A 26,516-nucleotide genomic window follows, 5' to 3' on the forward strand; every position below is an offset into this window, starting at 1 on the left:
ACCCCCGACGGGGGTGATGTGGTGCGGTCATCGGTCATCGGGGGCCTCGCGCAGCTTGTGCCGGCTTCGCAGTCGGTTGCGAACGTGTCGTCCTTCTTCTCGTCGAGACAGGCACCGAGCGTTCGGCGAACCGCGGGTAGGTCGGAACGCGGCCGTCGCTGGCCAGCAGTGCGTGGCCGTGGGAGGCGACCTGCGGCTCAAAGTCCACGTACACGACCCGGGCGTCAGGGTTGACGCTCTGGGCGATCTCGTCCACATTGCGCGTCGTGGGAAGTCCAGAACCCAGGTCGGCAAACTGCGTGATGCCGTTCTCCTCCGCCAGCTTTCGCGCAGCGCGGCCGAGGAAACTCCGGTTGGCGATGACCGCGGTACGCCCCTCCGGCAGCGTCTTCTCCACCTCATCGCCCAAGGCCCGGTCGGCGGCGAAGCTGTCCTTGCCGCTGAGGAAGTAGTTGTGCATGCGCGCAACGTTGGGGACGGTCGGATCGACACCAGCGGGCGCGATCTCCCGTTCGACGGCCACGACACTCAGAGCTGTCTTCTGCGACTGCGGTGTCACCGCAGGGGTGCCGGCGTTCATCGCTTCCCCGGCTCGAGTATGGAGCGGCGCAGCGAGCGTGCGCGTCCGCCAGCCGGCTGGACGATGGGGTCCTCGCCGAGGAGGCTGTCTGGGCGCGGGTCGGTGGCCGCAGCCGCGTCAGGGCGCAGGTGTCTCGCGTCTATGCGCCACTGCAGTCCGGGCGGCTGGCGCGGCAACCCCTTGAGCGCCAGGAGGAGGTCCAGCGTGGCCGTCTCCGTGTGCCCGGTCGGGAGAAGGAGCTCGCCACTGTAGGACCACGTCTGCCCGTGGTCGATCGACCAATGCACGCGCGCGATGGACGACTCACGCGGCGCCCGTGGCCGACGGGCAAGGCGGAACCCGCCATAGCCGCTGGTCAACGGGGCGTTGGCCTTCGAGGTTGCGGAATCGGGCGGGGCGGTCACGGTGCTGGCGCATGGCAACGTAGATGGCACCGTCGCGGAAGATGTTGCTGGTCTATTGTGCGTCATTGCCGGATCTCCGATATCCGATGGGCTGGGTCATGCCGCTGCGGTGGCGTGCCCCAGTCGTTCACGTTCCAGGGCGCCGCATGGCCGGGGCCTGGTTGCGCAGGCGGCTCCGGACGAAGAAGAGCTCGCTGCCGGCGTCGTGGATCAGCTGTGTTCGTGCGGCTGCGAGCTTCGCCGGTCCGAGATGCGTCGGCGATGGCATGATTACGCCGACGACCTCGCGGATGGCGATGATGTCCAGCAGCGCGGTGAACGCGACCGCTCTGCCGCACGTGGGCCGCACGCGTTCGGTGCACACCGCTGCCAGGAGCAGCCCGTGCCGTAGGCAGTAGTCGTCCAGCGCCAGGCGAAGACCTGCTGCCTTTCTGGCCGGCATCCCCATCAGTCGCAAGTAGCCGCATACGACGCCGCTGGGGGCGCGCTGTTCGCTGACGTGAGTCATGATGCGTCCCAAGGTGTCGTCGGCGTTTTACCTGGTGAGGGGTGCGTTCATCGATGATGTAATCCCGCCTCCCGGCTGAGGAGAGGAGCGGTGCTGCAAGTGCGTTGCAGGTTGCTGCAGCAGATCGCCGGAAGGCGGGAGATGAAGGTGCTGGTGCAGTTCCGTTGCAGGTCTCTGCTTTTCGGCTTCGCAGCGTGCTTCCATGTGGGTGTGGCGACGGTCGTGGAGTGGACAGGCGCGGAAGCCGCCGCGCTGCGCAAGGCGTTGCGGCTGAGCGTGCGCGCCTTCGCCGACTTCGTGGGCGTAGCCGTACGTACGGTGGCCTATTGGGAAGAGCTCGGGGCGCTCACGCGACCGAAGCAGGACACTCAGGCTCTCCTTGACGTGGCACTGCGTCGGGCTGACGAAGACGCGCACCGCCGACTTGAATCGCTTCTGACCGCCATGGGCCGGTCGGAGTCACTGTCCGCCCCCGGCAACGTGCGCCAGGCGGTGCCAGGCCGCGATGGTTCACCAGGCGGCAGCGCCTCCGCTCGCGGCGGGCTGGACTTTCTCACCTCGCGATCCGACACGCTCACCGCGGCCCAGACGCTGTGGGTGAACGACCTGGACCAGGCGGACTGGCTGCACGCCGACGCAGTGCCTGCGACGGTGCTGCTGGCGCCGATGGGCAGGTGGCTCGTCGCTCTGCCACCCTCGCCAGCAGGGCAGACGAATCGCACCCGTCACGTCACCGCCGGCGACGTGGAAGCAGTACGCGCCACCGTACGCCGCTTCGAGAACCTCGATCATCGCTACGGGGGCGGGCATGCCCGCAAGGCCGCGGTGCTGTTCCTGCAGGGCGAGGCCGCGTCGCTGCTGCACGGGTCGTACACCGACCGGGTCGGCCAGGATCTGTTCGCCGTGGCTGCCCAACTCACGTACAAGACCGGCGCTATGGCGTACGACCTGACCTTGCACGCGACGGCCCGGCGGTACTTTCTGCAGGCGCTCAATCTCGCGCACGCGGCGGGAGATCGGCCGCTGGGCGGCAAGGTGCTCGCTCTGGCATCTCACCAAGCTAACTTCCTCGGCGAGTACCGGGAGGCAGTCGATCTGGCCCGGGCCGCCAAGTACGGTGCCGCCAGCTGGGCGACGCCGAGCGTGCACGCGATGTACTGCGCGATGGAGGCACGCGCGCTGGCCAGCCTCGGCGACCGGCGAAACTGCTACGCCGCACTGAAAGAAGCCGAGCAGGCATTCTCCCGGCGGTGCCAGGGAGAAGACCCCGATTGGATCGCCTATTTCGACGAGGCGGAATTCCATGACGAGCTCGGCCATTGTTTCGCGGCTCTGCGGGACACACGCGAGGCCCTGGTCCACACCGGGCTCGCGTTGAGCGAGTCGAACGCCACGTACCGCCGGTCGCGGACGTTCTGCCGGCTGATTCGCGCCGGTGCTCATGTCAGCTCGCCCAAGCCCGGCAGGCGCGACGTGAAACAGGCGTGCGCGACCGCCGCCGAGGCGCTCACCATGGTCGGCGAGCTGAAGTCGCAGCGGGTGCAGACGTACGCCGATCGGTTCAACGCACAATTGGCCCCCTACGCGCGCTTGCCGATCGTCGCTGACTTCCGCGAACAGTGGCACGACGCCCTCGCTCCCGTGTCATGCCCGTGACGTTCACTGGGCGCGGGCCGCCGTCATCGTGAGGGCCCGTCAGGTTCCGGGCGTCCATGGACGGTGCGAAGAAGTAGGGACGCGCAGCGTCGCGATGCGATTGAGCGCCTCGGGGATCAGCCGCGGCTCCCGGCCGGTACGGCCGGCCAGCCACGTCGTCATCCGCAACTGCCGCACCCGCGCCAGCGTCGAGAAGCCTTCCCACTGCATGATGTCGGAGCCGTACGCCTCGACGAAAGCGGCGTAGTCCGCGTCGCCGTACCAGCCGACCAGGTGGTAGACCGCCGGTACGACCTGGTCCCACTCGATCGGCCCGAGGGCGAACCTTTCGAGGTCGAGCATGACGACGCGGCCGGCGGCGTCGCGGACGAGGTTCTTGCGATGCGGGTCACCGTGGATGGCGCGCGCCGGATGGGCGAACGGCAGATTGGCGTACTCGGCCCGCAACCCTTCCAGGAGATCCAGGAGGAAGCGCCGGTCGTGCTCGTGGAGACCGGTGGCGTCGCGGACGTGGGAGTCCTGCCGATAGAACGGGTCGAACACAGGCAGCATGCCTTCGGGCGGGGGAGGGAGCGCATGCAGGCGACGCAGCAGCGCTCCGATGTCCGCCGGCCGTCCCAGCTGTGGAGCCGGGATCTCCTCCCAGAACGTGACCACCCGGCCGTCCGACAGGACCGGCTGCTCCGCCACCGCAGCCGACGGCCGGACCGCAGGCAGATCCTGCTCAGCGAGCCACGCGGCTACGCGAAGTTCCCGCTCGACCATGGCCAGCGCCGGCATACCCCACGCCACCCTGGCGACGATGCCTTCGAGGGGCAGCCTGAAGACGCCGTTGTCGCCGACGGGGCCGAGCAGCGTGGCACCTGACCAGCTCAGTCCCCTCTGGTCACACGCGAGCTGGAGAGCACGGAGTGCGGCGGCCGCGGTGAACGACGCGGCATGGCCATCGGCGGTCATGGCCTGGGCCGGGGGATCCTGGAGGTCATCATCGCGTTCAGGATACGAGCGAGCGCTTCGCTGGCCCGAGAGTGGTCCCCGGCTGTCCTGCGGGGTAGGGGCACGCGCGCTGGAGCATGCAGCTTCGAACCGTTACGCGGCCGGTCAGGCCCTCCGGCAGGATGGCTCATTTGCCCGCAGACCCCCGGTCGTGGCGTCGTTCAGGTCGGCACGACCGCCATGGTTACGTGTTGCTTGCTAGATCAAGCTGATCTGGGGGATTGACCGCCACAGCAAGTTGATGTCTTCTCATGGAGAAACTTCCCGAAAGCTTCTCGAAGGAGCAGACGCGATGAGGGTCCAGTATCTGGGATCAGGATCCGGGGAAGGCGGTTCTCCCACGCTCTTCGCCACCGATCGAGACACCATCCTCGTCCAGGGCTACGTCGTCACCGATCCCCAGGCGCTCTCTGATATCGGTGAGGTCCCGGACGGCGAGACGGTGGTCGAGATCACGCGAGAGATCCTCCGGTTCGCGGACGAGCCGTTGACGGTCGACCCTCGGAACAACCGTCAGCGTGCCACCTCCACGGAAGGCCAGGAGGCGCTTTGACGCTGATCAGCGGGCCGGCGTTCGTGGACCTCTTCCGTACGTTCGCTCACACCGCCCGCAGGCTGGAGACCCGCGAGCGGTACGACTCGCCCAGCGAACACGAGCCGTTGCGCCGCTTCTTGGAGGGTGAGCCAGAGGACCTCGCCTGGTTCCAGAACTGGCTCGGCATCATCGGTAAGGCGACCGAGGAAGGCAAGATCTTCCAGCGGGTCCGGGTTGTCTCGTTCCCGCTCAGTGACTACAGCAGGTTCGGCCTGACTCTTTCGCGCCACAATGTGGCGGCCGGCGAGGACATCCGTTATCTGGACCGTGGTCAGGCCGCCGGTCTTCCGGAGCAGGACTTCTGGGTGTTCGACTCCTCGCGGGTCGCGCTGCTGCACTTCACCGACGACGACCAGCTCCTCGGCGCCGAACTCATCACCGATCCGGCTGCGGTCGTGGAGTGCGCTGCCGCGCTGGACGACGCTGTTCACCGTTCCGCCTCACGGGAAGAGTTCGTGGCACGACTGCCGGATGACTACAAGATCAGGTAAGAATCGGGGCGTGACCAGCGTCCATCAGGCCCGGCAAGCGCTTGGCGCCAGGCTCCGCGAGCTGCGACGGGCAGCCGGCTTGACCGGTCGTCAGCTCGCGGAGCTACTCGCGTGGCCGCACTCGAAGGTGTCGAAGCTGGAGACCGGCAGGCAGACGCCCAGCGACGCCGACATCACCTCGTGGGCCGCGGCGACGGACGCCAGCGTCGACGAACGACTCGCGCTGCTGGCGTCGCTTCATACCCTCGAATCGCGTCACGCCGAGTGGGAGCGCGTCCTTCGGGGCGGCATGAGCCACCACCAGAGCGAGTGGGGCGATGCCGAACGCCGCGCCACCCTTCTCCGTGTCTTCGAGCCGGTCTACATCCCCGGGCTGCTCCAGACCGCGCAGTACGCCCGTGCGCGGATGGCCGAAGCGATCGCCATGCACAACCTGCCGAACGACATCGACGAAGCCATGCAGGCGCGCATGGCACGCCAGCAGATCCTGTACGACCCGGGCAAACGCTTCCAATTCGTGGTCACCGAGGCCGCTCTCAGGTATCGGCTGTGCGCGCCGGAAGTGATGGTCCCGCAGCTCGACCGCCTGGTGGCCGCTTCGACGCTCCCCAACGTCCGGCTCGGCGTCATCGGGTTCGACACCGCGTACGTGACCGCACCCAAGCATGGGTTCTGGGTCTTCGACAACGACCTTGTCATGGTCGAGACGTTCACCGCTGAACTGCATCTCGCCCAGCAGCCCGAGATCGAACAGTACGCCCGGGTGTTCCGTTCCCTGGCCGGGATGGCGTCATATGGGCAAGCCGCGCGGGCTCTGATCACGAATGTCATGGAGGACCTGGCGCGGTTGTTGCCGGCAGACGACACCGGCCCGGAGGAGTAGCGCCAGATTTCTCCGCCTCGTCGATTTCCAGCGAGTTGCTGAAACTCCGAGAAACTTGCTAGGCACCTCCGGCAGCCTCGTGCCACGCTCACGGCGACACCTCAGCCCGTATCCGTGGGAGGCAGCTCATGAGCGCACGCCACGTCCCTCTGCTGTCCGCCGACGCGGTGGCGGCACTGCCTGAGCGTGCCCGTGACGTCGTCGAATACCGCAAGTCCGGCTTGTCCCTCAATCACATCCAGGGTTGCCCGCTCGACTGCGCTTACTGCATCCGGCACACCTACGGGCTCTGGGACGCGCGCCGGCCGCGGGCCTTGATGAGCGATGCCGAGGCCGTTGAGCGGCTCGTCCGCCACCGGTACTTCCGGCCTCACGCCACCCCGCTGCAGGTCTTCAACCGGGCTACCGATCCGTTCCTGCCGGACGTCCGCGAGCACCTGTTCGCCGTGTTGAGCGATCTCGACGGGCGCGAGCTCACCAATCACGTGCTCGTGATCACGCGTGCTCACTTGAACGTCAGCGATTGTGAGCGGCTGAACGCCCTGCGGCACCTGAAGATGACGCTGCTGTTCACGTACTCGGGGATCGACGACAAACGGATCGAACCGCACCCCTCGCAGGCCGTCGTGAAGTCCATGCGGCTGACCACGGCCCACGCCTCGCGCCGGTATCGGACGATCTTCTACTGGCGGCCCCTGGTACCCGGGCTGAACGACACCGCCGCTCATCTGGCGCGAGCCGCGGTGCTCTCCAGGTGGGCCGACGCCACGGTGTTCACCGGCCTGTTCTACCGGGATGAAATCGCGGACTACTACCGCGCCAGCGGCCTGCCGGAGCCGTATGAAGAGACCGCCCGCCGCAAGATCGTCCCTGAGACGTTGGAAGGACGCATCCTCGCGCGGTTCGCGCGCCGGCCGCCCGATGCGTCGCCGCTGTTCAGGAAGACCTCGTGCGCCGTGTCGTACGTCCACGGCCTGCCCGACTACAACGGTCACTACGGCATCCGCGAGCTCTGCGACATCTGCCCAGCCGCCCAGCTCGGCAGGTGCGCCCAAGCGCACCAGGTTCCCACCGTGCGTCAACTCCATGAAGCCGCCGCCGACCTGCCCGAAGCGGCCGCTATGCGCGTCACCGAGATCACAGAACGGGCGGCGCAGATCGATGGATTTCCGTCCGAGCAACCGCGCTACTTCCTCCAGCACCGGCTCGCCTTCCAGATCCATGACGCCGCGCACCCACATCGCCAACGACGGCACGGTCGGGCCGAGGTCGGATGGGAGAACGCGAATGACTGACCAGGACGCCCCGTGGACAGAGTTCCGCTACGCGGTCGCGGACGTCGAAGGTAACGGACAGCGCCCTGCCGACCTGGTCGAGCTGGCCATCGTCCTGATTGATCACGGCGTGATCGGAGACCCATTGACGTGGCTGGTCAAGCCGCCGAGGCCGATCACCCCGCTGGTTGGCCGCATCCACGGCATCTCCAACGAGCAGGTGGCCTTCGCGCCTTCGCTCGCCGACCACGCCTTGGACATCAAAGCGATCTTCGACAGCACCATTTTCGTGGCGCACAACGCGCACGTGGACCTCAGTCTGCTGACCCGAGAATTGCCCGGCTTCCGGCCTGCTGTGGTCATCGACACCCTGAAGCTGGCCCGGCGGCTTCTTCCCGGCCGCTCCTCGTACAAGCTGACCACGCTCGCCGAGGAGCTCAAGCTCGCCACCGATATGCCCGCCGGCCTGAAACCCCACCGAGCGGCCTTCGACGCCCTCGTCTGTGCCCGCCTTCTCACGCATCTCGCTGACGGCGCGGACCTGGCCGCCCTGCTGATCGACGCGAAGACGACCTCTTGCGAAGGATCGACCGATGACGCAGCTCAGACCCTTTTCTGACCACCGACGCGGCCTGTTCGTCAGCATCGACGGCCCGTCCGGAGCTGGAAAGTCGACCATCGTCGCGCACCTCTCCCAACTCCTGGTGGCCGAAGGCGAGCATGTCTACACCACCGCCGAACCGTCCAACGGGGTACTCGGCAAGATCGCCCGCGAGATGACCGAGACCGTCACCGGCGCCGCGCTCGCCTGCCTGTACAGCGCAGATCGCTACCACCACCTTGAGACCGAGATACAACCGCACCTGGACGCCGGGGAAGTGGTCCTCTGCGACAGGTACGTGCCGTCAGCCCTGGTCATGCAGCGGTTCGACGGCGTGGACCCGGTATTCCTGTGGAGCCTGAACGCCCTTGCCGACCGGCCGGACTTAGCGGTGGTCCTCGAAGGCGCACCGGAGTTGATCGCCGCCCGGCTGGCGGAGCGAGGAGCGCACAACCGGTTCCAGCTCACTCCCAGATCCAGCCACGCCGAAGCCCACTTCTACCGGCAGGCGTGCGACCGGCTCATCCAGGCCGGATACGACGTCCTGCGCATCGACGTCGGTACGGGCAACGCCCATCAGATCGCGGTCACGATCAAGAACCGGCTCATGGAGTTCTTCGCCGTGTCCAACGAGCTACCACCGAAGGCGGCCGCATGGTGACCTACGCCCGCGACGACCTCCTTAACCCGGAGGCCAGGGTGCACTTCGTCGCTGCGGTGGTCCGTTTCGGTACGTACGACGCCGTTCCTTGCGAGGAGCCAGCGTGCGTCAGAACCTGATCGTTGACCCGAAGCTGGGCCGCTGGTGGGCCAGCAGGCTGGAGGAAGAGGTCGGCCACTGGTGGGTGATCATGTGGTCGCTCCATCGCCAGCAATTCGCCGCCTTCTACCGTAGTCACTGGAAGGAAGGCGGCATCTGCCGCACCGGTGGGACGCCCCACGAGCTGTGGGCCCACATGCGCGAAATCCAGCACGAGGGACGGCGGCAGGCGATGGCCGCGCACGCCGCCGTGCCGCCCCTGCTCGTGGAGCAGCTCCCCGACGCCCTGTGGAGGGCGGCCGGGTGACCAGACGAGACGCTGACCATCTCGCCGCTGGGACCGAAGGCGGCGTCTTCTTCGTGCTGCGCCGCATCCGCGACGGTCGTTATGAGGAAACCGCCAGAGGCCGCCACCGCAAGGCCCTCGGCATCTACACCGCTCTCGCCGAGGCACACCAGGCCGAGCATCGGCGCCACAGGGAAGTGCCGGAGCCCGATTCCTTCCCCACGCGGACCCGATAACCGGCGCGGCTAGCTCGCACCACGACCACCCGACAGCCACCATCAACCAGTTGCCATCACACAAACCACGAAGAGGAACTACCCGTGACCGACGTGAGCACCGACAACGATGTTGAGGAAGCCGCCGCGCTGCGCGCCGCCATGGTCGAGCAGATCGCAGCCCGGCATCAGGCGCTGGGACTGACGTTGCCGGCCGTGGTCGAGCGGGCGCTACGGACAGTGCCCCGTCATCTGTTCACGGGCGACGCGGACCTGAACACCGCCTACCAAAATGCCGCGCACGTCACCAAGCGCAACGAGCTCGGCAAGTCGATGAGCTCGGTCTCGGCGCCCTGGCTTCAGGCGATGATGCTGGGCCAGGCCAGGCTCAAGCCCGGTGAGCGGGTTCTCGAAATAGGGTCGGGCGGTTACAACGCGGCCTTGATCCAAGAGGTCGTCGAGCCGGCGGGTTCGGTGACCACGATCGACATCGACCCGGAGATCACCGACCGCGCCCAACGGTGCCTCATGGACGCCGGGTACGACGGCGTCGAAGTGATCTGCGCGGATGCCGAGGACGTGATCGAGCCGGGCCGCACGTTCGACGCGATCATCGTGACGGTTGGCTCGTGGGACGTGCCCCCTGCCTGGCTCGCCCAGCTCGCCGAGGGTGGCCGGCTGGTCGTTCCGCTGCGCACCTGGGGGCTGACCAGGTCCTGGGTCCTGGAACGTCAGGACGGCGCCCTGACGGGCCGACATCACGAGACGTGTGGACGAGGCGATCGCCCTGGCCCGCGTGTTCGGCATCCCCCTGGAAGAGCTTCCCCTGCCGCCTGAGGCGGCCGAAGGACGGGACCTGCACGAGCTCAGCCGGACCGTCACCGACGAAGGGCGAAAGGCCAAAGCCCAGCACGCACAATTCCTGCTGGCCTGGGCTCGCCTGCGCTACCGCCTCAGTCAGGAAGAGAACCGTGCTTTGTACGAGGCATTCCTCACCCAGCGGAGAACCGGCGCGGATGAGGCGAGCAGAGCGGTCAAGGTATGGCGTGACAGATCGTCGTGGCGCGAGGTGAGCGTCGCCTACCACAAGCTCGAACGGACGTTGCAGACGCTCGGAACCGGCCTGGACCTGACGCCGCCCACGCCCGACGTCCGCCGACACAACAGCGTGGTAGCCGACCTCCTGCGCGCGCGGGAGTTGTTCGCCGAACGGATCCCGGGCAGCCCGGTGCGGGTGGTGCCGGACCTGGTCTACCACTTCGCCCAAGCGCTGGTCCGCGCCGATCTGCTGGAGGCGGCCATGCCCGTCGTCGACTCCTACGCGCGCGGCACGGCGCATCCCGTCGATGAGGTGGTGGCGGAGATCGACAGACGCCTGCAGGAGGTCATCGACCGCGAACCCAACGATCGGCTCGATCACCTCGAAAGCCTCGCGGCCCGCATCGGGCTGCGCTGGGAAGCCCACGAACCCCCCGAGCAGCAGGCGCAATCCGCTGCCGAATTGGGCGTGAGCCTGGAGGATTATCGGGACGCGAAGAACATTGGCGACATGTATCGCGAATCGGGGATGAGGTGAATTATTGATGGCGGGCAACGGGTTCAAGCGGTGTAAATGCCGCGAGGATGGACGTGAGCTCGGCGCGAAGTGTCCCAAACTGCGCCGCAAGGACGGATCCTGGAACCCCAACCACGGGACTTGGTGCGGCAAGGAAGAAGTCCCCGCCGGCCCAGACGGCAAGCGCATCTACCTGCGATGCAGCGGTTTCGTCACCGAGACGGACCTCATCGCCTGGTATCAGGCCGCCGGCCGCCTGCTCGACATCCCAGACGCCGGCCCAGAAGGACATGAAGCTCGCATGGAGATCCTCGACATGATCCGAGCGGCGCACAAGAAACAGGCTCCACTCCCGGCGCATGAGGAGCTCTACCGCAAGTACAGGGCCGGGCAGCCGCTTCAGTCGATCACGTTCGGCGAGTACTGGGACACCTGGGTGGAGCGTCGCCGCCGGCTCAAGGACATCCGGGAAAGCACGCTGATCGGCTACATCTCGCACTGGGAGAAGCATATTCGCGAGGTTCTCGCCGGGGTGCGCATGGACCGGCTGTTCGTGCCCGTGGTCGAGCAGGTCTTCACCGAGATCGATCGCAAGAACGAGGAGTTGCTCGCCGCCCGCGCGTCCGACGACCCCGAGGTCCGGATGTCGGTGCGGGGGAAGCGGCCCACGGGGCCGGTGACCAAGCAGCGGATCCGGGCGACGCTCCGTACGGTGCTGGCTTCGGCGAAACGGGAGCACGTCGTCACCTTCAATGCCGCCGAGCTGGTGAAGCTGGACGCCGGGAAGAAGGCCAAGGGCGTGGTCTGGACGAAAACGCGCGTGGAGGCTTTCGAGGTCGGCTATGGCAAGCGGCTTGCCGCCGAGCGGTCGGCTGAGATTCGGCCGAAGAAGCCGTTGGAGAGGTTCAAGGTGTGGCTGGCGACGCCGCGGCCGTCGCCGGTCATGGTGTGGACGCCGGTCCAGCTCGGGGTGTTCCTCGATCATGCGGCGGCTGACAGGCTGTACGCCCTCTACCACCTGATCGCCTTCCGAGGGCTGCGTCGGGGCGAGGCGTGCGGCGCGCGCTGGGTCGACAGCGAACTGGACGAGGGTCTGCTGGCCACGGCCAGACAGCTCAACAACGTCGGACGGGAGGTGAGGGAGGGCTCGCCGAAGACGGAGTCGTCAGACGCGGTGGTCGCGCTGGACCAGGGGACGATCGCCGTCCTTCGGGCGCACAAGGCGCGGCAGAACGAGGAGCGGCTGGCGTGCGGATCGGCGTGGATAGACAGCGGCCGGATCTTCATCAAGCAGGACGGTAGCGAGTTGACGCCCGACTGGGTCAGCGAGCATTTCGAGCGGCTGACGTTCGCCGCTGGTTTGCCGCCGATCCGGCTGCACGACCTTCGTCATGGCGCGGCCACACTGTCCCTGGCGGCCGGCAACGACATGAAGACGACGTCGGCGATGCTGCGGCACTCCAGTATTTCGATCACGGCCGATCTCTACACGACGGTGCTGCCAGAAGTAGCGCGGGCAGCGGCGGAAGCGAGTGCCGTTCTGGTGCCTCGCGCCGTCGTGGTGGGGGAGGCGTCCGAAACTGACGGTCTCCCTTCGGTCTCCCAACTAGGAGACCGCAGACCTGCGGACTCAACGGGATCAAGGGGACCGCAGGTAGAACCCGGGATAGAGGAGTAGGGCGGGTGGGACTTGAACCCACGACCCACGGATTATGAGTCCGATGCTCTGACCGGCTGAGCTACCGCCCCTGGATTGAGTTGTGTGACGTGCGCCAGGACAACGAAAGGATCATGCCGGAGCCCCGCGCAAGGCTAAGGCTAGAGCATCGGATCCGGTCGTGGTGCCCGGCCGAGCGGGAGACGAGTCTCCGCCGACATCATTCCATGCCTGCCGGTGTTGTTGGAGCCCAAGTCGATCATAATCTCCCCCGGTGTGCGGCGAGTGGGGAGGGAGGCCGCACTCGCCGCTGACCAGTTGGGGGGTTATGGGCGGTTCAGGCCCAGTGTGTACGAACCCGAGCCGCTGTACGCATGTACGCGATACCGGTAATACCCGGCCGTGCCGTTGTAGCTGATGGTTTCGTCAGGGTTGGGGCTGTCGCCGGTCGCCACCACGGCCCAGGTTGAGCCGTTCCACTTCTGAAGGTACACGTCGAAGTCCATCCCGCTGGGGCCGTCGAGGCAGGCGGCGTGGGTGCCTGAGACGGTGGCCTGGTAGTAGGAGTTGTTCGGCTGGTACGCGCTCTGGTTCGAGGTCAGCGAGCCGCTGTAGGTCTCCTCGTACGCCGAGCAGCCCGTCGGCGGTGGGTCGGTGCCGCCGGAGGTGACGAGGGTCAGGCTGCCCGCCGAGAGGATCTCGCCGATGGGCTGGAAGTACGTGGTGCCGCCCGACGTGCAGTTGCCCGAGCCGCCGGAGGTCATGCCCTGGGCCTGGTCGCCCGAGATGAACGAGCCGCCCGAGTCGCCGCCCTCCGCGCACACCGTGGTGCGGGTCAGGCCCGACACCGTGCCCTCGGGGTAGTTGACGGTGGAGTTCAGGGCGGTGACGGTGCCGCAGTGCCACTGGGTGGTGGAGCCGGAGCGGCAGACCGAGCCCTGGGGCTGGGTGACGGCCGAGCCGCGTACGGGCAGGATGCCGGCGCTGTAGCCGTTCACCACGCCGGGCGCGGTCCAGTTGGTGTTGGTGGCCACCCACGCGTAGTCGTTGCCGGGGAAGGAGGAGATCTGGAACGTCCCTTGGGCCACCCGGTTGTAGCCGGTGGTCGTGATGCCGGTGGTGCCGCAGTGGCCGGCGGTGGTGAAGCCGAGTTGGGTGCCGCGCCTGGCGGCGAAGCCGACCGAGCAGCGGAAACCGTCGGAGGTGTAGTACGCGTCCCCGCCACGGATGTCGTAGAGGAGGCGGGGGCGTTCGGCCGCCTGCTCGTAGGTGACGGCGGCGGCGTCCGTGCCGCTGGTGTCGATCCAGGCACGGGCGGCCTGCTCGTCGTTCGTCAGCACGACGACGGAGTTGTCCTTGGGGGAGACGGCCCAGCTGTGTACAGAGGCGGGCGGGGCGGACCGGTCCAGGCCCTCCTTGACCGTGGTGAGCTGGGCGATCGAGCGAGACACGATGCGGGCCTTGGCGCCGGAGCGGGTGATCGCGGCCGTGTCCGCGGGGTCGACGCTGGCTACGACCAGGGCGCTTTCTGAGCCTTCGTACCAGATTCCGGCATAGCGATCGCCGAGCCTCTTGCTCAGGCCGGGTGCGGCGGCGTTGCCGCGGGCCTCGTTCACCAGCCGGTTGAGTGCCTGCTCCTTGGTGATGCCGAGGTCGCGCTGCAGGGCGTCGACCACGCCGGAAGGCGGTTTCGCGTTGGCGACGGCGGGAGTCGCCGTCATGACTAACGCGCCGATCGCGATCAGCGCCAGGGTCCGGAGCATCCGGATCTCCTCGCTGCTGGGGGTGCCGTCACGGTAACGGCGGGCCCTGGCAGGGAGGAGTATTACTTTGCCCCTATCACCGTGTTATGGAGCGGTGCCATAACCCGGGTTTCGTACCAGCCAGTCGTAGTAGACCTGGCTTCGGCGTACGGCGTCCATGTGGGCCTGTTTGGCCTGGGCGACCACCCAGGCGGCTTCGGGTGCGGTGGGGTGGCGGCCGAGGAGTTGCCGCCAGCGCAGCGGCGCGCCGGCGAGCGGCACCATGGCCAGGCCCTGGGCGGACTGGTGGGTGGCTTGGCAGAGCACGACGGCGCGGCCGACCTGGGCTAGGTGGGTGCAGGTCGGTACGTCGGTCTCGTAGATCGTGCCGGGCGTGAACCCGGCCCGCGCGCACGCCATCGCGAAGCAGTCCGCGAAACAGCCGTCGCCCGGCGTCACCGCCCACTGTTCCCCTGCGAGGTCGGCCAGCTCCACCTCCTTCTCCCTGGCGAATGGATGGTCCTCTCCGACCAGGCAGAAGACGGGGTCGAGGCTGATGGTCTCCCAGAGCAGCGTGCCGGTGGGGGTTCCGGAGTCGCCGCAGGCGCCGGTCAGCACGTAGTCGAGGCGGCCGAGCTCGACCATGGTTGTGAGCTCGTGGGTCGACCAGGACGTGTACGTGCTGACCGTGCGCTCCGCGGCGAGCCGGTCGACCAGGCCGCCGAGTATCGGCCCGTTGGTGGAGCCGATGCGGAAGCCGGGGGTGGGGGTATGAGCGAAACGTACGGCTTCGTCCTGCAGTTCTTTTGCTGCGGGAAGAAGGACGCGTGCCCTCGCGAGCACGAGTTCACCGAGGCGGGTAGGCCTGGCGCCGTGGCGGTCACGCTCGAACAGGGCGCCTCCGAGCACCCTCTCGATACGCTTGAGCTGCGCGGTCAGGGCCGGTTGTGCCAGCCCGAGCAGGGACGCGGCCTTGCTCACACTTCCCGCGTCCGCGACCGCGCGGACGATCCTGAGGTGCCTGAGCTCGAGGTCCATAACGGGAAGGTAAGGCGGCGATCTCTTCCAAACAATGCCTATATGTCAGGAATTGTGACACATGTTGGTTGGGGGTTCCTTGGGTAGAGGAAGTCCATGACAACGATGGGAATAGATCCTGCCCAGCTCAGCGACGATGACGTGGTACGCGAGCTGCGCCAGCTGCACACCACCCGGAGCGATACCTTTTTCCACGGGTCCGACGACGCTCTGGCGCGGCACACGTCACGTACCAATGAGCTCGAAGCCGAATACCTCCGCCGCTGCCCGGATCGCGAGGTCGATCCCCTCCGGCTGAGGGAAGGGGCGAGGCAACGCTCATGACCGAGGGACACGATGTACAGGCCCTGTCGGACGTGGACATCCACGTGTACGAAGCCGTGGCCGCCCAGACCGTCGAATCCGGGAGCGCCCTGATCGAGGGGCTGGTGCGGGCGTCGGGACTGACGGAGGAGGAGGTGCGCGAGAGCCTCACCACGTTGATCGAGTACGGGTACGTGGTGCCGCACGGCGAGGGGTACGGGCTGGGACCGCACACTTTCGAGGTCGAGTACTGAGACGGTCGAGTGCTGGGACGGTCGGGTGCTGGGACGGTCGGGTGCTGGGACGGTCGGGTACTGCTACCAGGAAAGCTCACATCTCCAGCACGAGTTTGCCGACGAAGTCGCCGCTCTCGAACAGCGTGTGCGCCTTGGCGGCCTCGGCCAGCGGAAACACGCGGTCCACGTGGGCGGTCAGTTTCCCCTCCGCCACGAGTTCGGCCAGGGAGGCCAGCCCCGCGTGGTCGGGCTCCACGCTGAACTTGCCGTGCCGCAGACCGGCCTTGGCGTAGGCCTCCAGGTCGACGGCCGAGATCCCCGCGACGGCGATGAACGCGCCCCCGGGCCGGAGCAGGGGCAGCGACCTGGCCGGGTAGTCCCCGCCCACGATGTCCACCACGAGGTCCACGCCGGACACGGCCTCGGGGAAGTCCACGCTGGTGTAGTCGATAATCTCGTCCGCCCCGAGCCCTCGTACGAAGTCGTGCTTGGCGGCGCGGGTCGTGCCGATCACGTATGCCCCGCGCAGCTTGGCGAGTTGCACGGCCAGGTGTCCCACCCCACCGGCGGCGGCGTGGACCAGCACCCGCTGCCCCGGCGAGACATCGGCGATGTCGGAGAACGCCTGCCACGCCGTCAGCCCGGCCATGGGCAGCGCGGCGGCCCGCACGTGGTCGATCCCGGTGGGCTTGAACGCGAACTGCCGCGGCCTGGCCACCACGTACTCGGCGTAGGCCGCGCCGTAGAGCGGGAAATTGAGCATGCCGAAGACCTCATCGCCGGGCTTGAAGTGGCCGACGTAGTTGCCGACCTCCTCGACGACGCCGGACACGTCGAAGCCGGGGATCAGCGGCGGCTCGGTGTAGTCCGGCGGGTACGGGGTGCGCCGCAGCTTCCAGTCGGGCGGGTTGACGCCCGCCGCCTTCACCCGTACCAGCACCTCGTGCGGCCTGGGCTCAGGCCGCGGGACCTCGGCGAGCTCCAGCACCTCGGGGCCGCCGAAAGAGCGATAAACGATCGCGCGCATGTTCTCTGTCATAGGGAACATGCTGGTCGGCATGGGTATCTCTTGTGAAGTAGGCACCTGAATGGTTTCAGGTACCTCATGGGTACCTACTTTCCCGACCTCCGCGGCTACGGCGGCGCCGACGCGTTCCTGCGGGCGTGCAAGCCCCGCAGCGTGCTCGGCATGTTCTCCAACAAGTGGACGGGGCTGGCCATGGGAGCCCTGCTCGACGGGCCCAGGCGGTTCAACGAACTGCGCAGGATGCTCGACGGCATCACCCAGAAGATGCTCTCGCAGACCCTGCGCACGCTGGAGCGCGACGGCCTGGTCACCCGGACCGTCTACCCGACGATCCCGCCGCGCGTGGACTACGAGCTCACCGACCTCGGCCGCAGTGCCATCGGAGCGCTGCGCGCGATGGGCGAGTGGGCGGGGGAGCACGCCGACCAGGTGATCGCCGCCAGGAAGGTGTACGACGAACGCGCCGCCCAGCCGGTCAAGGCCGTCTGAAGCGGGCCGCTCAAGAACCAGGGCCGTTTGAAGCGGGCCGCTCAGTCTGAAGCGGGCCGCCTCAAGGGTCAGGGCCGTTTGAAGCGGGCCCACGCCAGGAAGGCGCCGCCGAACACGGCCATGGCCAGGCCCGTCCACAGATTGACGGCGCTGCCCACGACTCCCGCGACGACGAGAATCACCCCGTACAGCAGGAACAGGCCGCCGATCACCAACCGGATGTCACTCACAGGATCACCCCGTACGCCAGGATCGCCAGGACGAGCGCGCCCACGCCGAGCAGCATGGGCGAGCGGTACCATCGCGCGTCACCGGCCAGCGCGTCGTCCTCCAGGGTCACGTCGCTGAGCCCGTACACGAGCCCGCGCAGCTCCTCGACGGGTTTGCTGGTGGTGAACAGCGTGACCACCACCGAGACCACCACGTCCACGCCGAAGGCCAGGCCCGCGCCCCAGAAGCTGGCGTTCAGCTCGGTGCCGAAGTTCACCAGCCCCGCCTTGTACGACAGGTACGACGCGAAGGCGGCCACCGTACCGGACAGCAGCCCCCAGAACCCGGCCCACGGCGTCATCCGCCGCCAGAACAACCCCACGAGGAACGTCGCGAACAGCGGCGCGTTGAAGAACGAGAACAACGTCTGCAGGTAGTTCATGATGTTGGAGTAACCCGCCGCGATGAACGCCGTGCCGACCCCCAGCGCCACCCCTGCCACGGTCGCGATCCGGCCCACCAGCAGGTAGTAGCCGTCCTCGCGGTCGCGCACCACGTGCGCCTGCCAGATGTCGTTGGTGAACACCGTGTTGAACCCGCTGATGTTGGCCGCCATCCCCGCCATGAACGAGGCCAGCAGCCCGGTCACCGCGACCCCCAGCACCCCGTTCGGCAGCAGGTCGCGCATCAGCAGCGGGATCGCGTTGTTGTAGTCCTGCTCCTGCCCCCACCCGCTGAACAGCACGAGCGCGATGAGTCCCGGCAGCACCGTCACCAGCGGGATGAAGATCTTCGGGTACGCGGCGATGATCGGCGTCAGCCGGGCCGCGTTGGTGTTCCTGGCCGACAGGGCCCGCTGCACCTCGGCGAAGTTCGTGGTCCAGTAGCCGAAGGACAACACGAACCCCAGCCCGAAGATGATCCCGACCCAGTGCGCCTGCATCGGGTTGTCGCCCGTCGCCGTGTTTGCCCAGGTGTGCAGGCCGCCGTCGCCGAGCGCGCTCTGCCGTACCTTCTCGAACAGGCCGGAGATGCCGCCCACCTTCATCAGCCCGAGCACGGTGAGCGGGATCAGCCCGGCGAGGATCACGAAGAACTGCAGGACCTCGTTGTAGATGGCCGACGACAGCCCGCCGAGCGTGATGTAGGCCAGCACGATCACCGCCGACACCACCACCGAGACCACCAGCGGCCAGCCCAGCAGGGCCTCGATGACCAGGGCCAGCGCGTACAGGTTGACCCCGGCGATGAGCACCTGCGCGACCGCGAACGTGATCGCGTTCAGCAGCTGGGTGGCGCCGTTGAAGCGCCTGCGCAGGAACTCCGGCACGCTGCGCACCTTCGAGCGGTAGTAGAACGGCATCATCACGATGCCGAGGAACACCATCGCCGGAACCGCGCCGATCCAGTAGTAGTGCAGCGTCATCGCGCCGTACTCCACGCCCTGGGCCGCCATGCCGAGGATCTCGATCGCGCCCAGGTTCGCCGACACGAACGCCAGCCCCGTGATCCATGCTGGCAGCCCGCGCCCGGCGAGGAAGAAGTCCAGGCTGGAGGTGATCCGGCTGCGTGCGGCGAACCCGATGGCGAGCACGGTGGCGAAGTAGATCGCGATGAGGACGTAGTCGAGGAGGTTCACATCGAGACGCACGGCGCCACCGCTACCCGGATGGTGGACCGGCGAACGTCGCACTCCTAATGTCAGAGGAGTGGATGTCGCCGATCTGAGCCCCGCGCAGGCGCGGGAGCGCTTCCGCGCCGGCGAGCGGGTGCCCACCGCCGGCTGGTGCCGGGGCTGGGCGCAGGCCAACCTCATCGCGGTGCCCAAACGGCTGCGGTACGAGCTGCTGCTGTTCGCCCACCGCAACCCCCAGGCGTGCCCGCTGCTCGACGTGGGCGAGCCCGGGGCCTGGTCCACGAAGCTGTTCTCCGGCGATCTGCGTACCGATCTGCCCGGTTACCGCCTCTACCGCGACGGCGAGGCGGTGGCCGACCTCGGTGAGGTGACGGGGGAGTGGCGCGAGGACCTGGTGCCGTTCCTCATCGGCTGCAGCTTCACCTTCGAGAGGGCGCTGCTGGCGGCCGGGGTGCCGGTGCGGCATCTGGAGGCGAGGACGAACGTGCCGATGTACGTCACCGGCGTGCCCTGCCGCTCCACCGGCAGCCTGTCTGGGCCGCTGGTCGTGTCGATGCGGCCGGTCCCCGGCGAGCTGGTGGAGACCGCCGTCGAGGTGAGCGGCAGGTATCCGATGGTGCACGGCGCGCCCGTGCACGTGGGCGACCCTTCCGCGATCGGGATCGGGGACCTGGCGCGGCCTGACTACGGCGATCCGGTGGAGGTGCGGGCGGGGGAGGTGCCGGTGTTCTGGGCGTGCGGGGTGACGCCGCAGGCGGCGGTGCTGGCCAGCGGCGTCGAGTACGCGATCGGCCACCTGCCGGGCCACATGGCGATCATGGACGCGCGGGACGACGACTATCGGGTCGGGTGATTGTCCTCATCGGCCTGCGGGGAAGACTTCTGGCGGAGAAACCGCAGGTCGTACCCCTAAAAGTCTTCCCCGCGAGGATCCTGGAGGGTCAGCAGCCGATGCGGACTTTGGAGCTCGTCCGCCGGATCTCCGTGCCGTCGCCGCTGTTGTTCGGATGGTAGAGAACATACAGGTGTTGCTGGTAGTCGCCGGTTTTGCAGCCTCCGACGACGGTCGCGCTCACCGAGCACGCGGCAGCGGCATAGGCGGGCGTGGCCGCGATGAGTGCGGTCGCCACTGTGCTAAGTGGTCACCGCACCAGTGACTCAACGAGGAAGGGCGCTTCGCCCGGCTGCCGGCGGTATGCCCGCCGCCGTGAGCTGATCGCCGAGCGGCGCCGCGCCGGGCCGGTTGTCGATCTCCACGTGCGGTACGACGGGCGGCTCGTCCACCCGGATGTTCCTCAGGTAGTCGCCGAACGCCGCCAGCTTGCCGGCGTCCCGCGCGTATCCCCTGGCCAGCAGGCGTTCGCGCAGGGCCGGGCCGTCGGCGCGCACCCACAGCAGCCGCACCGGCGGCCCGCCCAGCTCCGCCGCCCACTCCGCCCACCGGGCCGCGTCGTGCACCTGCGTGGTGAACGGCCCGTCCAGCAGCACCGGGCAACCGTGCTCCCGGATCTGGCGGGCTATCCTCGTCAGCCCGCCGTACTCGTGCCGTTTGACATGCTCGTCGTACCAGGGGCCCTCGCGCTCGCCGTCCGGCCGGCCGTGGGCGCGCAGCACCTCCGCCACGAGGCCGCCGTACACGGTGTCCTTGTCGAGCAGGGCGGGGACGGGGGACAGGCGGGCGAGCAGCTCGGCCGCGACGGTGGACTTGCCCGCTCCCGGCGGCCCGCTGACGACCCAGACAGTGCTCATGGGATCAAGGTAGTACGCGGATTTGCGTACCCCGGTGCCTCGCCTCAGCGGACGACCCCGCGCCCCGCGCCGCGCAGACTTCATGTCCATGCTGACCGTTTTGACCAGGGCGTTCCGGGTGCCGGAGCTGCGGGGGAAGTTGTTGTTCACGCTCGGGCTCATCGGGCTGTTCCGGCTGGGGCAGCTCATGCCCGCGCCGGGGGTGGACGTGGTGGCCGTGCGGGAGTGCGTGGGCTCGGCCAAGGGCGGGGTGTTCGACATGGTGCAGATGCTCAGCGGGGGCGCCATGCTGCAGCTGTCGGTGTTCGCGCTCGGCGTGATGCCGTACATCACTGCCAGCATCGTCATGCAGCTCTTCGCCGTGCTGGTGCCCCGCCTGGACGCGCTCAGGAAGGAGGGCAAACAGAACAAGATCACGCAGTACACCCGGTACCTGACCGTCGGCCTCGCCATCATGAACGCGGGCACTATCGTCGCCCTGGCCCGCGCCGGGCAACTACTGCCCGGCTGCAGCCGTCCGCTGCTGCGCGACACCGGGCTGCTCAGCGTGACCGTGATCGTGCTGACCATGGTGGCGGGGGCGTGCGCGGTCATGTGGTTCGGCGAGCTGATCACCGATCGGGGGATCGGGAACGGGATGTCGCTGCTGATGTTCACGCAGGTCGTGGCCGTGTTTCCGGCGTACATGTCGAAGATCTTCGTGCTGAGCCCGTTCAGCTTCTTCGTGATGATCGTGGCCGGGCTCTTCCTGGTGGCGGCCGTGGTGTTCGTGGAGCAGGCGCAGCGGCGGGTGCCGGTGCAGTACGCCAAGCGGATGGTGGGGCGGCGGATGTACGGGGGCAGCAGCACGTACATCCCGCTCAAGGTGAACCAGGCGGGGATCGTCCCGGTCATCTTCACCACGTCCCTGCTGTACCTGCCCACGATGGCCGCCCCTCTCCTGGGGGCCGAGGCGCGGGCCTGGGTGGAGCTCAACCTGACCTCGGGGACGCATCCGCTCTACATGACGGCGTACGTGCTGCTCATCGCCGGGTTCGCCTACTTCTACGTGTCGATCACGTTCAACCCGGTGGAGGTGGCGGACAACATGCGGCGCTTCGGGGGCTTCGTCCCCGGCATCCGGCCCGGGCGGCCTACGGCCGACTACCTCGCGTACGTGTTGTCCAGGCTGACCGCCTCCGGCGCGGTCTACCTGGGGGTGCTGGCGCTGCTGCCGCTGGTGGCGTTCGCGATCCTCCGGGATCCGGGGACGCAGCAGAACTTCCCGTTCGGCGGGACCAGCCTGCTGATCATGGTCGGGGTCGGCCTGGACACCGTGAAGCAGATCGAGGCCCAGCTCCAGCAGCGCAACTACGAGGGCTTCCTCAGGTGACCAGCGCCTGACTCAGGCGGGGAGCGCCCGCGACGGTCTAGCGCCCGCGACGGTCTAGCGCCCGCGCCGGGCTCAGGCGGGGAGCGTGCCCAGCTCCGCGCTGGGTTCAGGTGGGGAGCATGCCTGGCGTCCGCGCCGGGTTCAGGTGGGGAGTGCCAGGCCGGCCCTCATGGCGAACACCACCAGCTGGGCCCGGTCCCGGGCGTGCAGTTTCACCATGGCGCGGCTGACGTGGGTGCGCACGGTGTCGGGACTGATCGTCAGCTCCCTGGCGATCTCCTCGTTCGACCGCCCGGTGGCCACCCAAGCCACCAGCTCCCGCTCCCGGGGCGTCAACGTCTCCAGCCCCTCGACCGGCTCGGCGCCGTGCCGCCCGAACAGGCCGATCACCTTCCTGGTGATGGCCGGTGACAGCAGCGCCTCCCCGGCCGCGACCACGCGCACGGCGTTGACCAGCTCGTCGGGGGCGCTGTCCTTCAACACGAACCCGCTGGCCCCTGCCTGGAGGGCGGCGAAGACGTACTCGTCCACGGCGAACGTCGTCACCACCACGATCCGGGTCCCCCGCAACTCGGGATCCGCCGCGATCGCCCGCAGGGCGTCCAGCCCGTCCATGCCCGGCATCCGAATGTCGAGCAGCAGGACGTCGGGCCGCGTCCGCCGGATCAGCGCCAGCGCGGCCTGCCCGTCGCCCGCCTCCCCGGCGCACTCCATGCCGGGCTCCCGCTCCAGCAACGCCCGCAACCCCATCCGCACGACCGCCTGATCGTCGGCGATGGCGACCCTGATCACCTGCCCAGGCACCACTGTCCGGGGGATCGCCCCCTCCGGCACCCCACCCCCCGCCCCCACGGCCTCACCACTCACCACTCACCACTGCCCGCCATTCGCCCCGGCCCCAGCCCCGCCACCCGCCCCGGCGCCGCCCGCCGTGCCGTCACCCGTGACGGTGTCGGAGCTGGTCACGTTGACGCCTGGGGGAACCTGGCCACCACCTGGAAGCCGCCGCCTTCGCGCGGCCCGGCCGTGAACTGGCCGCCGGTGCCGGTCACCCTGGCACGCATCCCGGTCAGTCCGCGCCCTTCGCCCGAGCCCGTCCATCCGGTGCCCCGGTCGGACACCTCCAGCACGAACTCCCGCCGATCCCCGGCCGCGCGCACGACCGCCCTGGTCGGGCCCGCGTGCCGCAGCACGTTGGTGAGCGACTCCCGCACCACCCGGTAGACGGTGTCCTGAAGGTGGGCGGGCACGGCGGGGTGCGGGGGTTCGACGTCCACGGACAGTCCCGCCGCCCGTACACCGTCGATGAGCCCGGCCAGGTCCCTCCCCGGCGGGTCGATGCCGTCGAGCGCGGCCCGCAGCTGGGCGAGCGCCGTTGTGCTGGTCTCCCTGATCGCCCGCAACGAGGCCCGCGCCTGCTCGGGGTCGTCGTCGAGCGTGACGAGCGCGAGCCCGGCCTGCATGGCGATGGCGGCCAGCCCATGCCCGGCCGCGTCATGCACCTCCCCGGCGATCCTGGCCCGCTCCAACGCCACCACATCCGCCCCGGCCACCAGCGAATCGCCGCCCGGCACCGAGACCACACCCAACCCGGCGCGACCCGGCGAAAAGGCATGCCATCCTGCGCCGTCCGCCCCATACAAGGCCGCCTCGGCCGCAGGCGGTTCTCCGAGCGAGGCCACCTCGGCTGCGGGCAGTTCTGCGGGCGGGGTCGCTTCGGCTGTGGGCGGTTGTCCGGGCGGGGTCGCCCCGGCTGTGGGGGGTTGTCCGGGCGGGGTTGCCCCGGTTGCAGGCGGGGTCGCCTCGGCTGTGGGCGGTTCTGTGGGCGAGGCGTCATCGCGCGTGGGGGGCCGGAGCGTCGTGAACGGGACGCTGCGTGTTGCCGGGATGCCGTAGGCCGCCGCCCGCATGGAGTCCGCCGTGTGCTGCCGCACCGGCTCCGGCGCGACACCATCGCGCGGAGGGGCGGCGAGCAGCGGGCGGAGTGACGGCTCGTGGGTGCCGGCGGACCGGAGGTGGAGCGGTTGGCGGGTAGCGGCGGAGCGGACCTGCGGCAGTTCTTGGGTGGTGGCAGGGGAGCGGACGTGCGGCCGTTCTTGGGTGGCGATGGTGGAGTGGAGGTGGGGCGGTTCTTGGGTGGTGGCAGGGGAGTGGAGGCGCGGCGGTTCTTGGGTGGCGGCGGGGGAGTGCAGGTGGGGTGGTTCGGCCTCTGCGGCGGCAGCGGCGGCGGCGCGGGCCTGGGCGAGGCCGCTGAACGACCACGGCACGGCCAGCCACCCGGCCCACGCCAGCATCACCACGACCGGTATGTCGCCGGCCCGGCGAAGGCGAGACAGCGCCCCTAACGGCCTGCGCAGACGCCCGAGCGGCCCACCCCGTCGGCCAGGCGGCCCTCCCCGGCGAACATCCTGGCCGCCCTGCGGCTCATCGGGGACCGAGCCAGGGCCATCGGAGAGCGGGCCCTGGCCGTCCAGGAATTGACCGGGGCCGCCACGGTCGTGACCGTCCGGGGACTGGTTCGGGCCATGGCCGTGACCGTCCGGAGACTGGTCCTGGCTGTCATGGTCGTGACTGTCCGGGGACTGGCTCGGGCTGCCGTGGTCGTGACCGTCCGGGCGCTGGCTCGTGCCGGCATGATCGTGGCCATCGGAGAGTTGGGCCGGGCGGCCATGGTCGTGGGGACGCTGGTCGTCGGCGTCAGAGGGGTGGTCGCGGAGGAGCGGGTCGTGGTCGCTGGGGAGTGGGGCGCGGTCGTAGTGCGGCAGCCGCCCGTCCCGTCGCGTGTCCTCGGTCGCCATCCCCCACCCGCTCAGGCTCGTGTAACCACGATCCTAGCGAGCTTTCACACCGACCGGCTCTTCCTCGTCCCCTCCACACCCCACGAGACGATCTTGGTTGGCGTGATCCGGATGATCTCCCGGGAGAAGTACGGCAGAGGCGGATCCACGTCCGTCAGCGCCACCGCCGTGCCGCGGATCTCGATGCCCCGCGCCACCCACGGATCCACCGTGACGAGGTCGTCGACGACGAGCGAGACCGTGCTGCCCTTCTGTACGTTCCTGAACTTCTTGGACGCGCCCAGAGCATGCCCCCCGATGACGATGGTGCCGCTCGCGGCGTCCACGAAGAACCCCACCGGGTTGTTCTGCGGCTGCCCGTCCGGGGCGACCGTGGCCAGGCGGCCGAGCCGCTGGCCGGAGAGATATTCGAGTTCCGCTGGTGTGAGGGTCATGCCCATCAGTCTGCAACCTTGACATAGGTGGAGGTCAAGGTGAACCTGGGTCAGATCAGGCCCGAGGTCAGCCAGCGCAGCGGGTTGCCGTGTGTGATCAGGCGGATCACGTCCTCACCCGTGCCCGCCTCCCGCAGCCGCGGCAGCAGCGCGTGGAACAGGTGGGCGTACCCGGGGCCGTCGTAACGGCGTACCTGCGCCACCCTGCTCAGGCCCGTGCTGAGCAGCAGGCGGTCGGCGTGGCCGTCCTCGATGAGGCCGAGCGCGATCCTGGCGGCCTGGTCGGCGCCGAGGCCGAGGGCGCCGAGGCTGACGTACGCGCCCGCCTCCGCGATCTTCCTGGCCGCCCCCAGGTCGGCGCCCGCGTAGCCGACGGCCACGCGCGAGCCGGGCAGGTTCTGGCCGAGCAGGATCTCCAGCAGCGCGGGGCCGTTCCTGCCGTGCGTGGCGACGGGCAGCCGCGTACGCAGGGAGGCGTGGGCGGCGGCGACCAGGCAGCGCTCCTCGCGCGCCGTCGGCTCGGCGCCCCAGCAGCCGACCTCGCCGATCACGCCGGGGAAGACCCCGGTCCCGTCCACGCCGCTGAGGATCTCCTCCATCAGCCGGGCGGTGAGCGTGTCGACGTCCTCGTCCCCGACGTTCGTGAACGGCTCGGCGTACAGGCCGGTCGAGGCGATCACCGGTACGCGGCTCCCGGCCGCGATCCTGGCCAGGGCGGAGGCGTCGCGGCCCATGCCCATGCAGGTGAGATCGACCACGAGGCCGAGATGGTCGGACTGGCGCAGCTCCCGGAGCTCGGCGGTGACCGTGGTCTCCTCGTCGAGCCAGCGGTGCGGGTCGGAATCGATGCCGACCGCCCAGCGCATGTCGGTACGCAGGTGTTCGTGGGGGAGTACGGCACCGTCGACGGCGGCCGCACGTACAGGGCCGGTGACGGTACGGAGTAGAACCTCGTTCATAGCAGACATTAACCGATATTTGCCGTAACTAGCCTGGTCAAGCGGGAAATTTTACCCAATAA

The 26,516-nt window shown here is 68.7% G+C and carries 32 protein-coding genes and 1 tRNA gene; 17 read left to right on the forward strand and 16 right to left on the reverse strand.

The window, feature by feature from the left end; genetic code table 11:
- Window positions 1–34 precede the first annotated feature (34 nt).
- Window positions 35–580, reverse strand: coding sequence for an SAM-dependent methyltransferase (locus tag ACFPZ3_RS55810; protein ID WP_379522604.1), 546 nt, complete (start codon window positions 578–580; stop codon window positions 35–37).
- A gap of 531 nt (window positions 581–1,111) precedes the next feature.
- Window positions 1,112–1,492: a hypothetical protein gene (locus tag ACFPZ3_RS55815; protein ID WP_379522605.1), complete on the reverse strand. Its 381-nt coding sequence runs from the start codon at window positions 1,490–1,492 to the stop codon at window positions 1,112–1,114.
- 90 nt (window positions 1,493–1,582) lie between these two features.
- Here ACFPZ3_RS55815 and ACFPZ3_RS55820 point away from each other — a divergent pair, with 90 nt between their 5' ends.
- Window positions 1,583–3,148 (forward strand): helix-turn-helix domain-containing protein, encoded by a 1,566-nt coding sequence (locus tag ACFPZ3_RS55820; RefSeq protein WP_379522606.1) that lies wholly within the window; start codon window positions 1,583–1,585, stop codon window positions 3,146–3,148.
- A 39-nt stretch (window positions 3,149–3,187) separates the two neighbouring features.
- On the opposite strand, the gene ACFPZ3_RS55825 is transcribed toward ACFPZ3_RS55820, so the two are convergent.
- Window positions 3,188–4,105 carry a phosphotransferase enzyme family protein gene (locus ACFPZ3_RS55825; protein WP_379522607.1) on the reverse strand — a complete coding sequence of 306 codons (918 nt, stop codon included), beginning with the start codon at window positions 4,103–4,105 and terminating at the stop codon, window positions 3,188–3,190.
- Between the two features lie 331 nt (window positions 4,106–4,436).
- Here ACFPZ3_RS55825 and ACFPZ3_RS55830 point away from each other — a divergent pair, with 331 nt between their 5' ends.
- The 11 genes from ACFPZ3_RS55830 to ACFPZ3_RS55880 all read left to right on the forward strand — a co-directional run bounded on the left by ACFPZ3_RS55830 (window position 4,437) and on the right by ACFPZ3_RS55880 (window position 12,482).
- The gene (locus tag ACFPZ3_RS55830) at window positions 4,437–4,697 is read left to right on the forward strand and encodes a hypothetical protein (protein WP_379522608.1); all 261 of its coding nucleotides are present in this window, start codon (window positions 4,437–4,439) and stop codon (window positions 4,695–4,697) included.
- On the forward strand, window positions 4,694–5,230 hold the full coding sequence (locus tag ACFPZ3_RS55835; RefSeq protein WP_379522609.1) for a DUF6879 family protein: 537 nt from the start codon (window positions 4,694–4,696) through the stop codon (window positions 5,228–5,230). The genes ACFPZ3_RS55830 and ACFPZ3_RS55835 overlap by 4 nt, the downstream gene beginning before the upstream one ends.
- A gap of 10 nt (window positions 5,231–5,240) precedes the next feature.
- A complete protein-coding gene (locus ACFPZ3_RS55840; protein WP_379522610.1) occupies window positions 5,241–6,113 on the forward strand; it encodes a helix-turn-helix domain-containing protein in 873 nt (290 codons plus the stop codon).
- A gap of 128 nt (window positions 6,114–6,241) precedes the next feature.
- Entirely contained in the window at window positions 6,242–7,408 is a 1,167-nt protein-coding gene (locus tag ACFPZ3_RS55845) for a radical SAM family protein (RefSeq protein ID WP_379522611.1), read from the forward strand.
- The gene (locus tag ACFPZ3_RS55850; RefSeq protein ID WP_379522612.1) at window positions 7,401–8,006 is read left to right on the forward strand and encodes a 3'-5' exonuclease; all 606 of its coding nucleotides are present in this window, start codon (window positions 7,401–7,403) and stop codon (window positions 8,004–8,006) included. Before ACFPZ3_RS55845 ends, ACFPZ3_RS55850 begins: the two co-directional genes overlap by 8 nt.
- A complete protein-coding gene (gene tmk, locus ACFPZ3_RS55855) occupies window positions 7,981–8,649 on the forward strand; it encodes a dTMP kinase (protein WP_379522613.1) in 669 nt (222 codons plus the stop codon). The genes ACFPZ3_RS55850 and tmk overlap by 26 nt, the downstream gene beginning before the upstream one ends.
- A 103-nt stretch (window positions 8,650–8,752) precedes the next feature.
- Window positions 8,753–9,055, forward strand: a complete 303-nt coding sequence (locus tag ACFPZ3_RS55860) for a hypothetical protein (protein ID WP_379522614.1) — start codon at window positions 8,753–8,755, stop codon at window positions 9,053–9,055.
- A complete protein-coding gene (locus tag ACFPZ3_RS55865; RefSeq protein ID WP_379522615.1) occupies window positions 9,052–9,270 on the forward strand; it encodes a hypothetical protein in 219 nt (72 codons plus the stop codon). Before ACFPZ3_RS55860 ends, ACFPZ3_RS55865 begins: the two co-directional genes overlap by 4 nt.
- Window positions 9,271–9,354: 84 nt before the next feature.
- Window positions 9,355–10,086, forward strand: coding sequence for a methyltransferase domain-containing protein (locus ACFPZ3_RS55870; protein ID WP_379522616.1), 732 nt, complete (start codon window positions 9,355–9,357; stop codon window positions 10,084–10,086).
- Window positions 10,019–10,825, forward strand: coding sequence for a hypothetical protein (locus ACFPZ3_RS55875; RefSeq protein ID WP_379522617.1), 807 nt, complete (start codon window positions 10,019–10,021; stop codon window positions 10,823–10,825). Before ACFPZ3_RS55870 ends, ACFPZ3_RS55875 begins: the two co-directional genes overlap by 68 nt.
- A 7-nt stretch (window positions 10,826–10,832) precedes the next feature.
- Entirely contained in the window at window positions 10,833–12,482 is a 1,650-nt protein-coding gene (locus tag ACFPZ3_RS55880) for a tyrosine-type recombinase/integrase (RefSeq protein ID WP_379522618.1), read from the forward strand.
- Here the strand turns inward: ACFPZ3_RS55880 and ACFPZ3_RS55885 are convergent.
- The 3 genes from ACFPZ3_RS55885 to ACFPZ3_RS55895 all read right to left on the reverse strand — a co-directional run bounded on the left by ACFPZ3_RS55885 (window position 12,480) and on the right by ACFPZ3_RS55895 (window position 15,241).
- A tRNA-Ile gene (locus ACFPZ3_RS55885) sits at window positions 12,480–12,553 on the reverse strand. The two genes, ACFPZ3_RS55880 and ACFPZ3_RS55885, sit on opposite strands and share 3 nt — an antisense overlap.
- A 234-nt stretch (window positions 12,554–12,787) precedes the next feature.
- Window positions 12,788–14,224 carry a S1 family peptidase gene (locus ACFPZ3_RS55890; RefSeq protein WP_379522619.1) on the reverse strand — a complete coding sequence of 479 codons (1,437 nt, stop codon included), beginning with the start codon at window positions 14,222–14,224 and terminating at the stop codon, window positions 12,788–12,790.
- Between the two features lie 84 nt (window positions 14,225–14,308).
- Entirely contained in the window at window positions 14,309–15,241 is a 933-nt protein-coding gene (locus ACFPZ3_RS55895; RefSeq protein ID WP_379522620.1) for a LysR family transcriptional regulator, read from the reverse strand.
- A gap of 105 nt (window positions 15,242–15,346) precedes the next feature.
- On the opposite strand from ACFPZ3_RS55895, the gene ACFPZ3_RS55900 reads away from it, so the two are divergent.
- Complete coding sequence (locus ACFPZ3_RS55900) at window positions 15,347–15,565, forward strand: DUF6158 family protein (protein ID WP_379522681.1); 219 nt, start codon at window positions 15,347–15,349, stop codon at window positions 15,563–15,565.
- Window positions 15,562–15,798 (forward strand): hypothetical protein, encoded by a 237-nt coding sequence (locus ACFPZ3_RS55905; protein WP_379522621.1) that lies wholly within the window; start codon window positions 15,562–15,564, stop codon window positions 15,796–15,798. The genes ACFPZ3_RS55900 and ACFPZ3_RS55905 overlap by 4 nt, the downstream gene beginning before the upstream one ends.
- 76 nt (window positions 15,799–15,874) lie before the next feature.
- On the opposite strand, the gene ACFPZ3_RS55910 is transcribed toward ACFPZ3_RS55905, so the two are convergent.
- The gene (locus tag ACFPZ3_RS55910; protein ID WP_379522622.1) at window positions 15,875–16,819 is read right to left on the reverse strand and encodes an NADP-dependent oxidoreductase; all 945 of its coding nucleotides are present in this window, start codon (window positions 16,817–16,819) and stop codon (window positions 15,875–15,877) included.
- Window positions 16,820–16,885: 66 nt separating this feature from the next.
- Here ACFPZ3_RS55910 and ACFPZ3_RS55915 point away from each other — a divergent pair, with 66 nt between their 5' ends.
- On the forward strand, window positions 16,886–17,296 hold the full coding sequence (locus tag ACFPZ3_RS55915) for a winged helix-turn-helix transcriptional regulator (protein WP_379522623.1): 411 nt from the start codon (window positions 16,886–16,888) through the stop codon (window positions 17,294–17,296).
- 68 nt (window positions 17,297–17,364) lie between these two features.
- Here the strand turns inward: ACFPZ3_RS55915 and ACFPZ3_RS55920 are convergent, their stop codons facing one another.
- Together ACFPZ3_RS55920 and ACFPZ3_RS55925 are read right to left on the reverse strand one after the other, a co-directional pair.
- Complete coding sequence (locus tag ACFPZ3_RS55920) at window positions 17,365–17,526, reverse strand: hypothetical protein (RefSeq protein ID WP_379522624.1); 162 nt, start codon at window positions 17,524–17,526, stop codon at window positions 17,365–17,367.
- Window positions 17,523–19,157 carry a sodium:solute symporter family protein gene (locus tag ACFPZ3_RS55925; protein WP_379522625.1) on the reverse strand — a complete coding sequence of 545 codons (1,635 nt, stop codon included), beginning with the start codon at window positions 19,155–19,157 and terminating at the stop codon, window positions 17,523–17,525. The genes ACFPZ3_RS55920 and ACFPZ3_RS55925 overlap by 4 nt, the downstream gene beginning before the upstream one ends.
- 58 nt (window positions 19,158–19,215) lie before the next feature.
- Between ACFPZ3_RS55925 and ACFPZ3_RS55930 the strand changes: the two genes are divergently transcribed.
- Complete coding sequence (locus ACFPZ3_RS55930) at window positions 19,216–19,995, forward strand: putative hydro-lyase (RefSeq protein ID WP_379522626.1); 780 nt, start codon at window positions 19,216–19,218, stop codon at window positions 19,993–19,995.
- Window positions 19,996–20,083: 88 nt separating this feature from the next.
- On the opposite strand, the gene ACFPZ3_RS55935 is transcribed toward ACFPZ3_RS55930, so the two are convergent.
- Window positions 20,084–20,272: a hypothetical protein gene (locus ACFPZ3_RS55935; protein WP_379522627.1), complete on the reverse strand. Its 189-nt coding sequence runs from the start codon at window positions 20,270–20,272 to the stop codon at window positions 20,084–20,086.
- 28 nt (window positions 20,273–20,300) lie between these two features.
- Window positions 20,301–20,891 carry a P-loop nucleotide/nucleoside kinase family protein gene (locus ACFPZ3_RS55940; RefSeq protein WP_379522628.1) on the reverse strand — a complete coding sequence of 197 codons (591 nt, stop codon included), beginning with the start codon at window positions 20,889–20,891 and terminating at the stop codon, window positions 20,301–20,303.
- Between the two features lie 88 nt (window positions 20,892–20,979).
- Here ACFPZ3_RS55940 and secY point away from each other — a divergent pair, with 88 nt between their 5' ends.
- Window positions 20,980–22,263, forward strand: coding sequence for a preprotein translocase subunit SecY (gene secY / locus ACFPZ3_RS55945; protein ID WP_379522629.1), 1,284 nt, complete (start codon window positions 20,980–20,982; stop codon window positions 22,261–22,263).
- Between the two features lie 141 nt (window positions 22,264–22,404).
- Here secY and ACFPZ3_RS55950 read toward each other — a convergent pair whose 3' ends face one another.
- From ACFPZ3_RS55950 to ACFPZ3_RS55970, 5 genes are all read right to left on the reverse strand, one after another.
- Complete coding sequence (locus tag ACFPZ3_RS55950) at window positions 22,405–23,055, reverse strand: response regulator (RefSeq protein WP_379522682.1); 651 nt, start codon at window positions 23,053–23,055, stop codon at window positions 22,405–22,407.
- A 170-nt stretch (window positions 23,056–23,225) separates the two neighbouring features.
- Window positions 23,226–24,557, reverse strand: a complete 1,332-nt coding sequence (locus ACFPZ3_RS55955; RefSeq protein WP_379522683.1) for a histidine kinase — start codon at window positions 24,555–24,557, stop codon at window positions 23,226–23,228.
- A 47-nt stretch (window positions 24,558–24,604) separates the two neighbouring features.
- Window positions 24,605–24,790: a hypothetical protein gene (locus ACFPZ3_RS55960; RefSeq protein WP_379522630.1), complete on the reverse strand. Its 186-nt coding sequence runs from the start codon at window positions 24,788–24,790 to the stop codon at window positions 24,605–24,607.
- Window positions 24,791–25,105: 315 nt separating this feature from the next.
- The gene (locus ACFPZ3_RS55965; protein ID WP_379522631.1) at window positions 25,106–25,495 is read right to left on the reverse strand and encodes a PPOX class F420-dependent oxidoreductase; all 390 of its coding nucleotides are present in this window, start codon (window positions 25,493–25,495) and stop codon (window positions 25,106–25,108) included.
- A gap of 50 nt (window positions 25,496–25,545) precedes the next feature.
- Window positions 25,546–26,454 (reverse strand): phosphotriesterase family protein, encoded by a 909-nt coding sequence (locus ACFPZ3_RS55970; RefSeq protein ID WP_379522632.1) that lies wholly within the window; start codon window positions 26,452–26,454, stop codon window positions 25,546–25,548.
- Window positions 26,455–26,516 lie beyond the last annotated feature (62 nt).

The organism is Nonomuraea insulae (assembly GCF_042656245.1).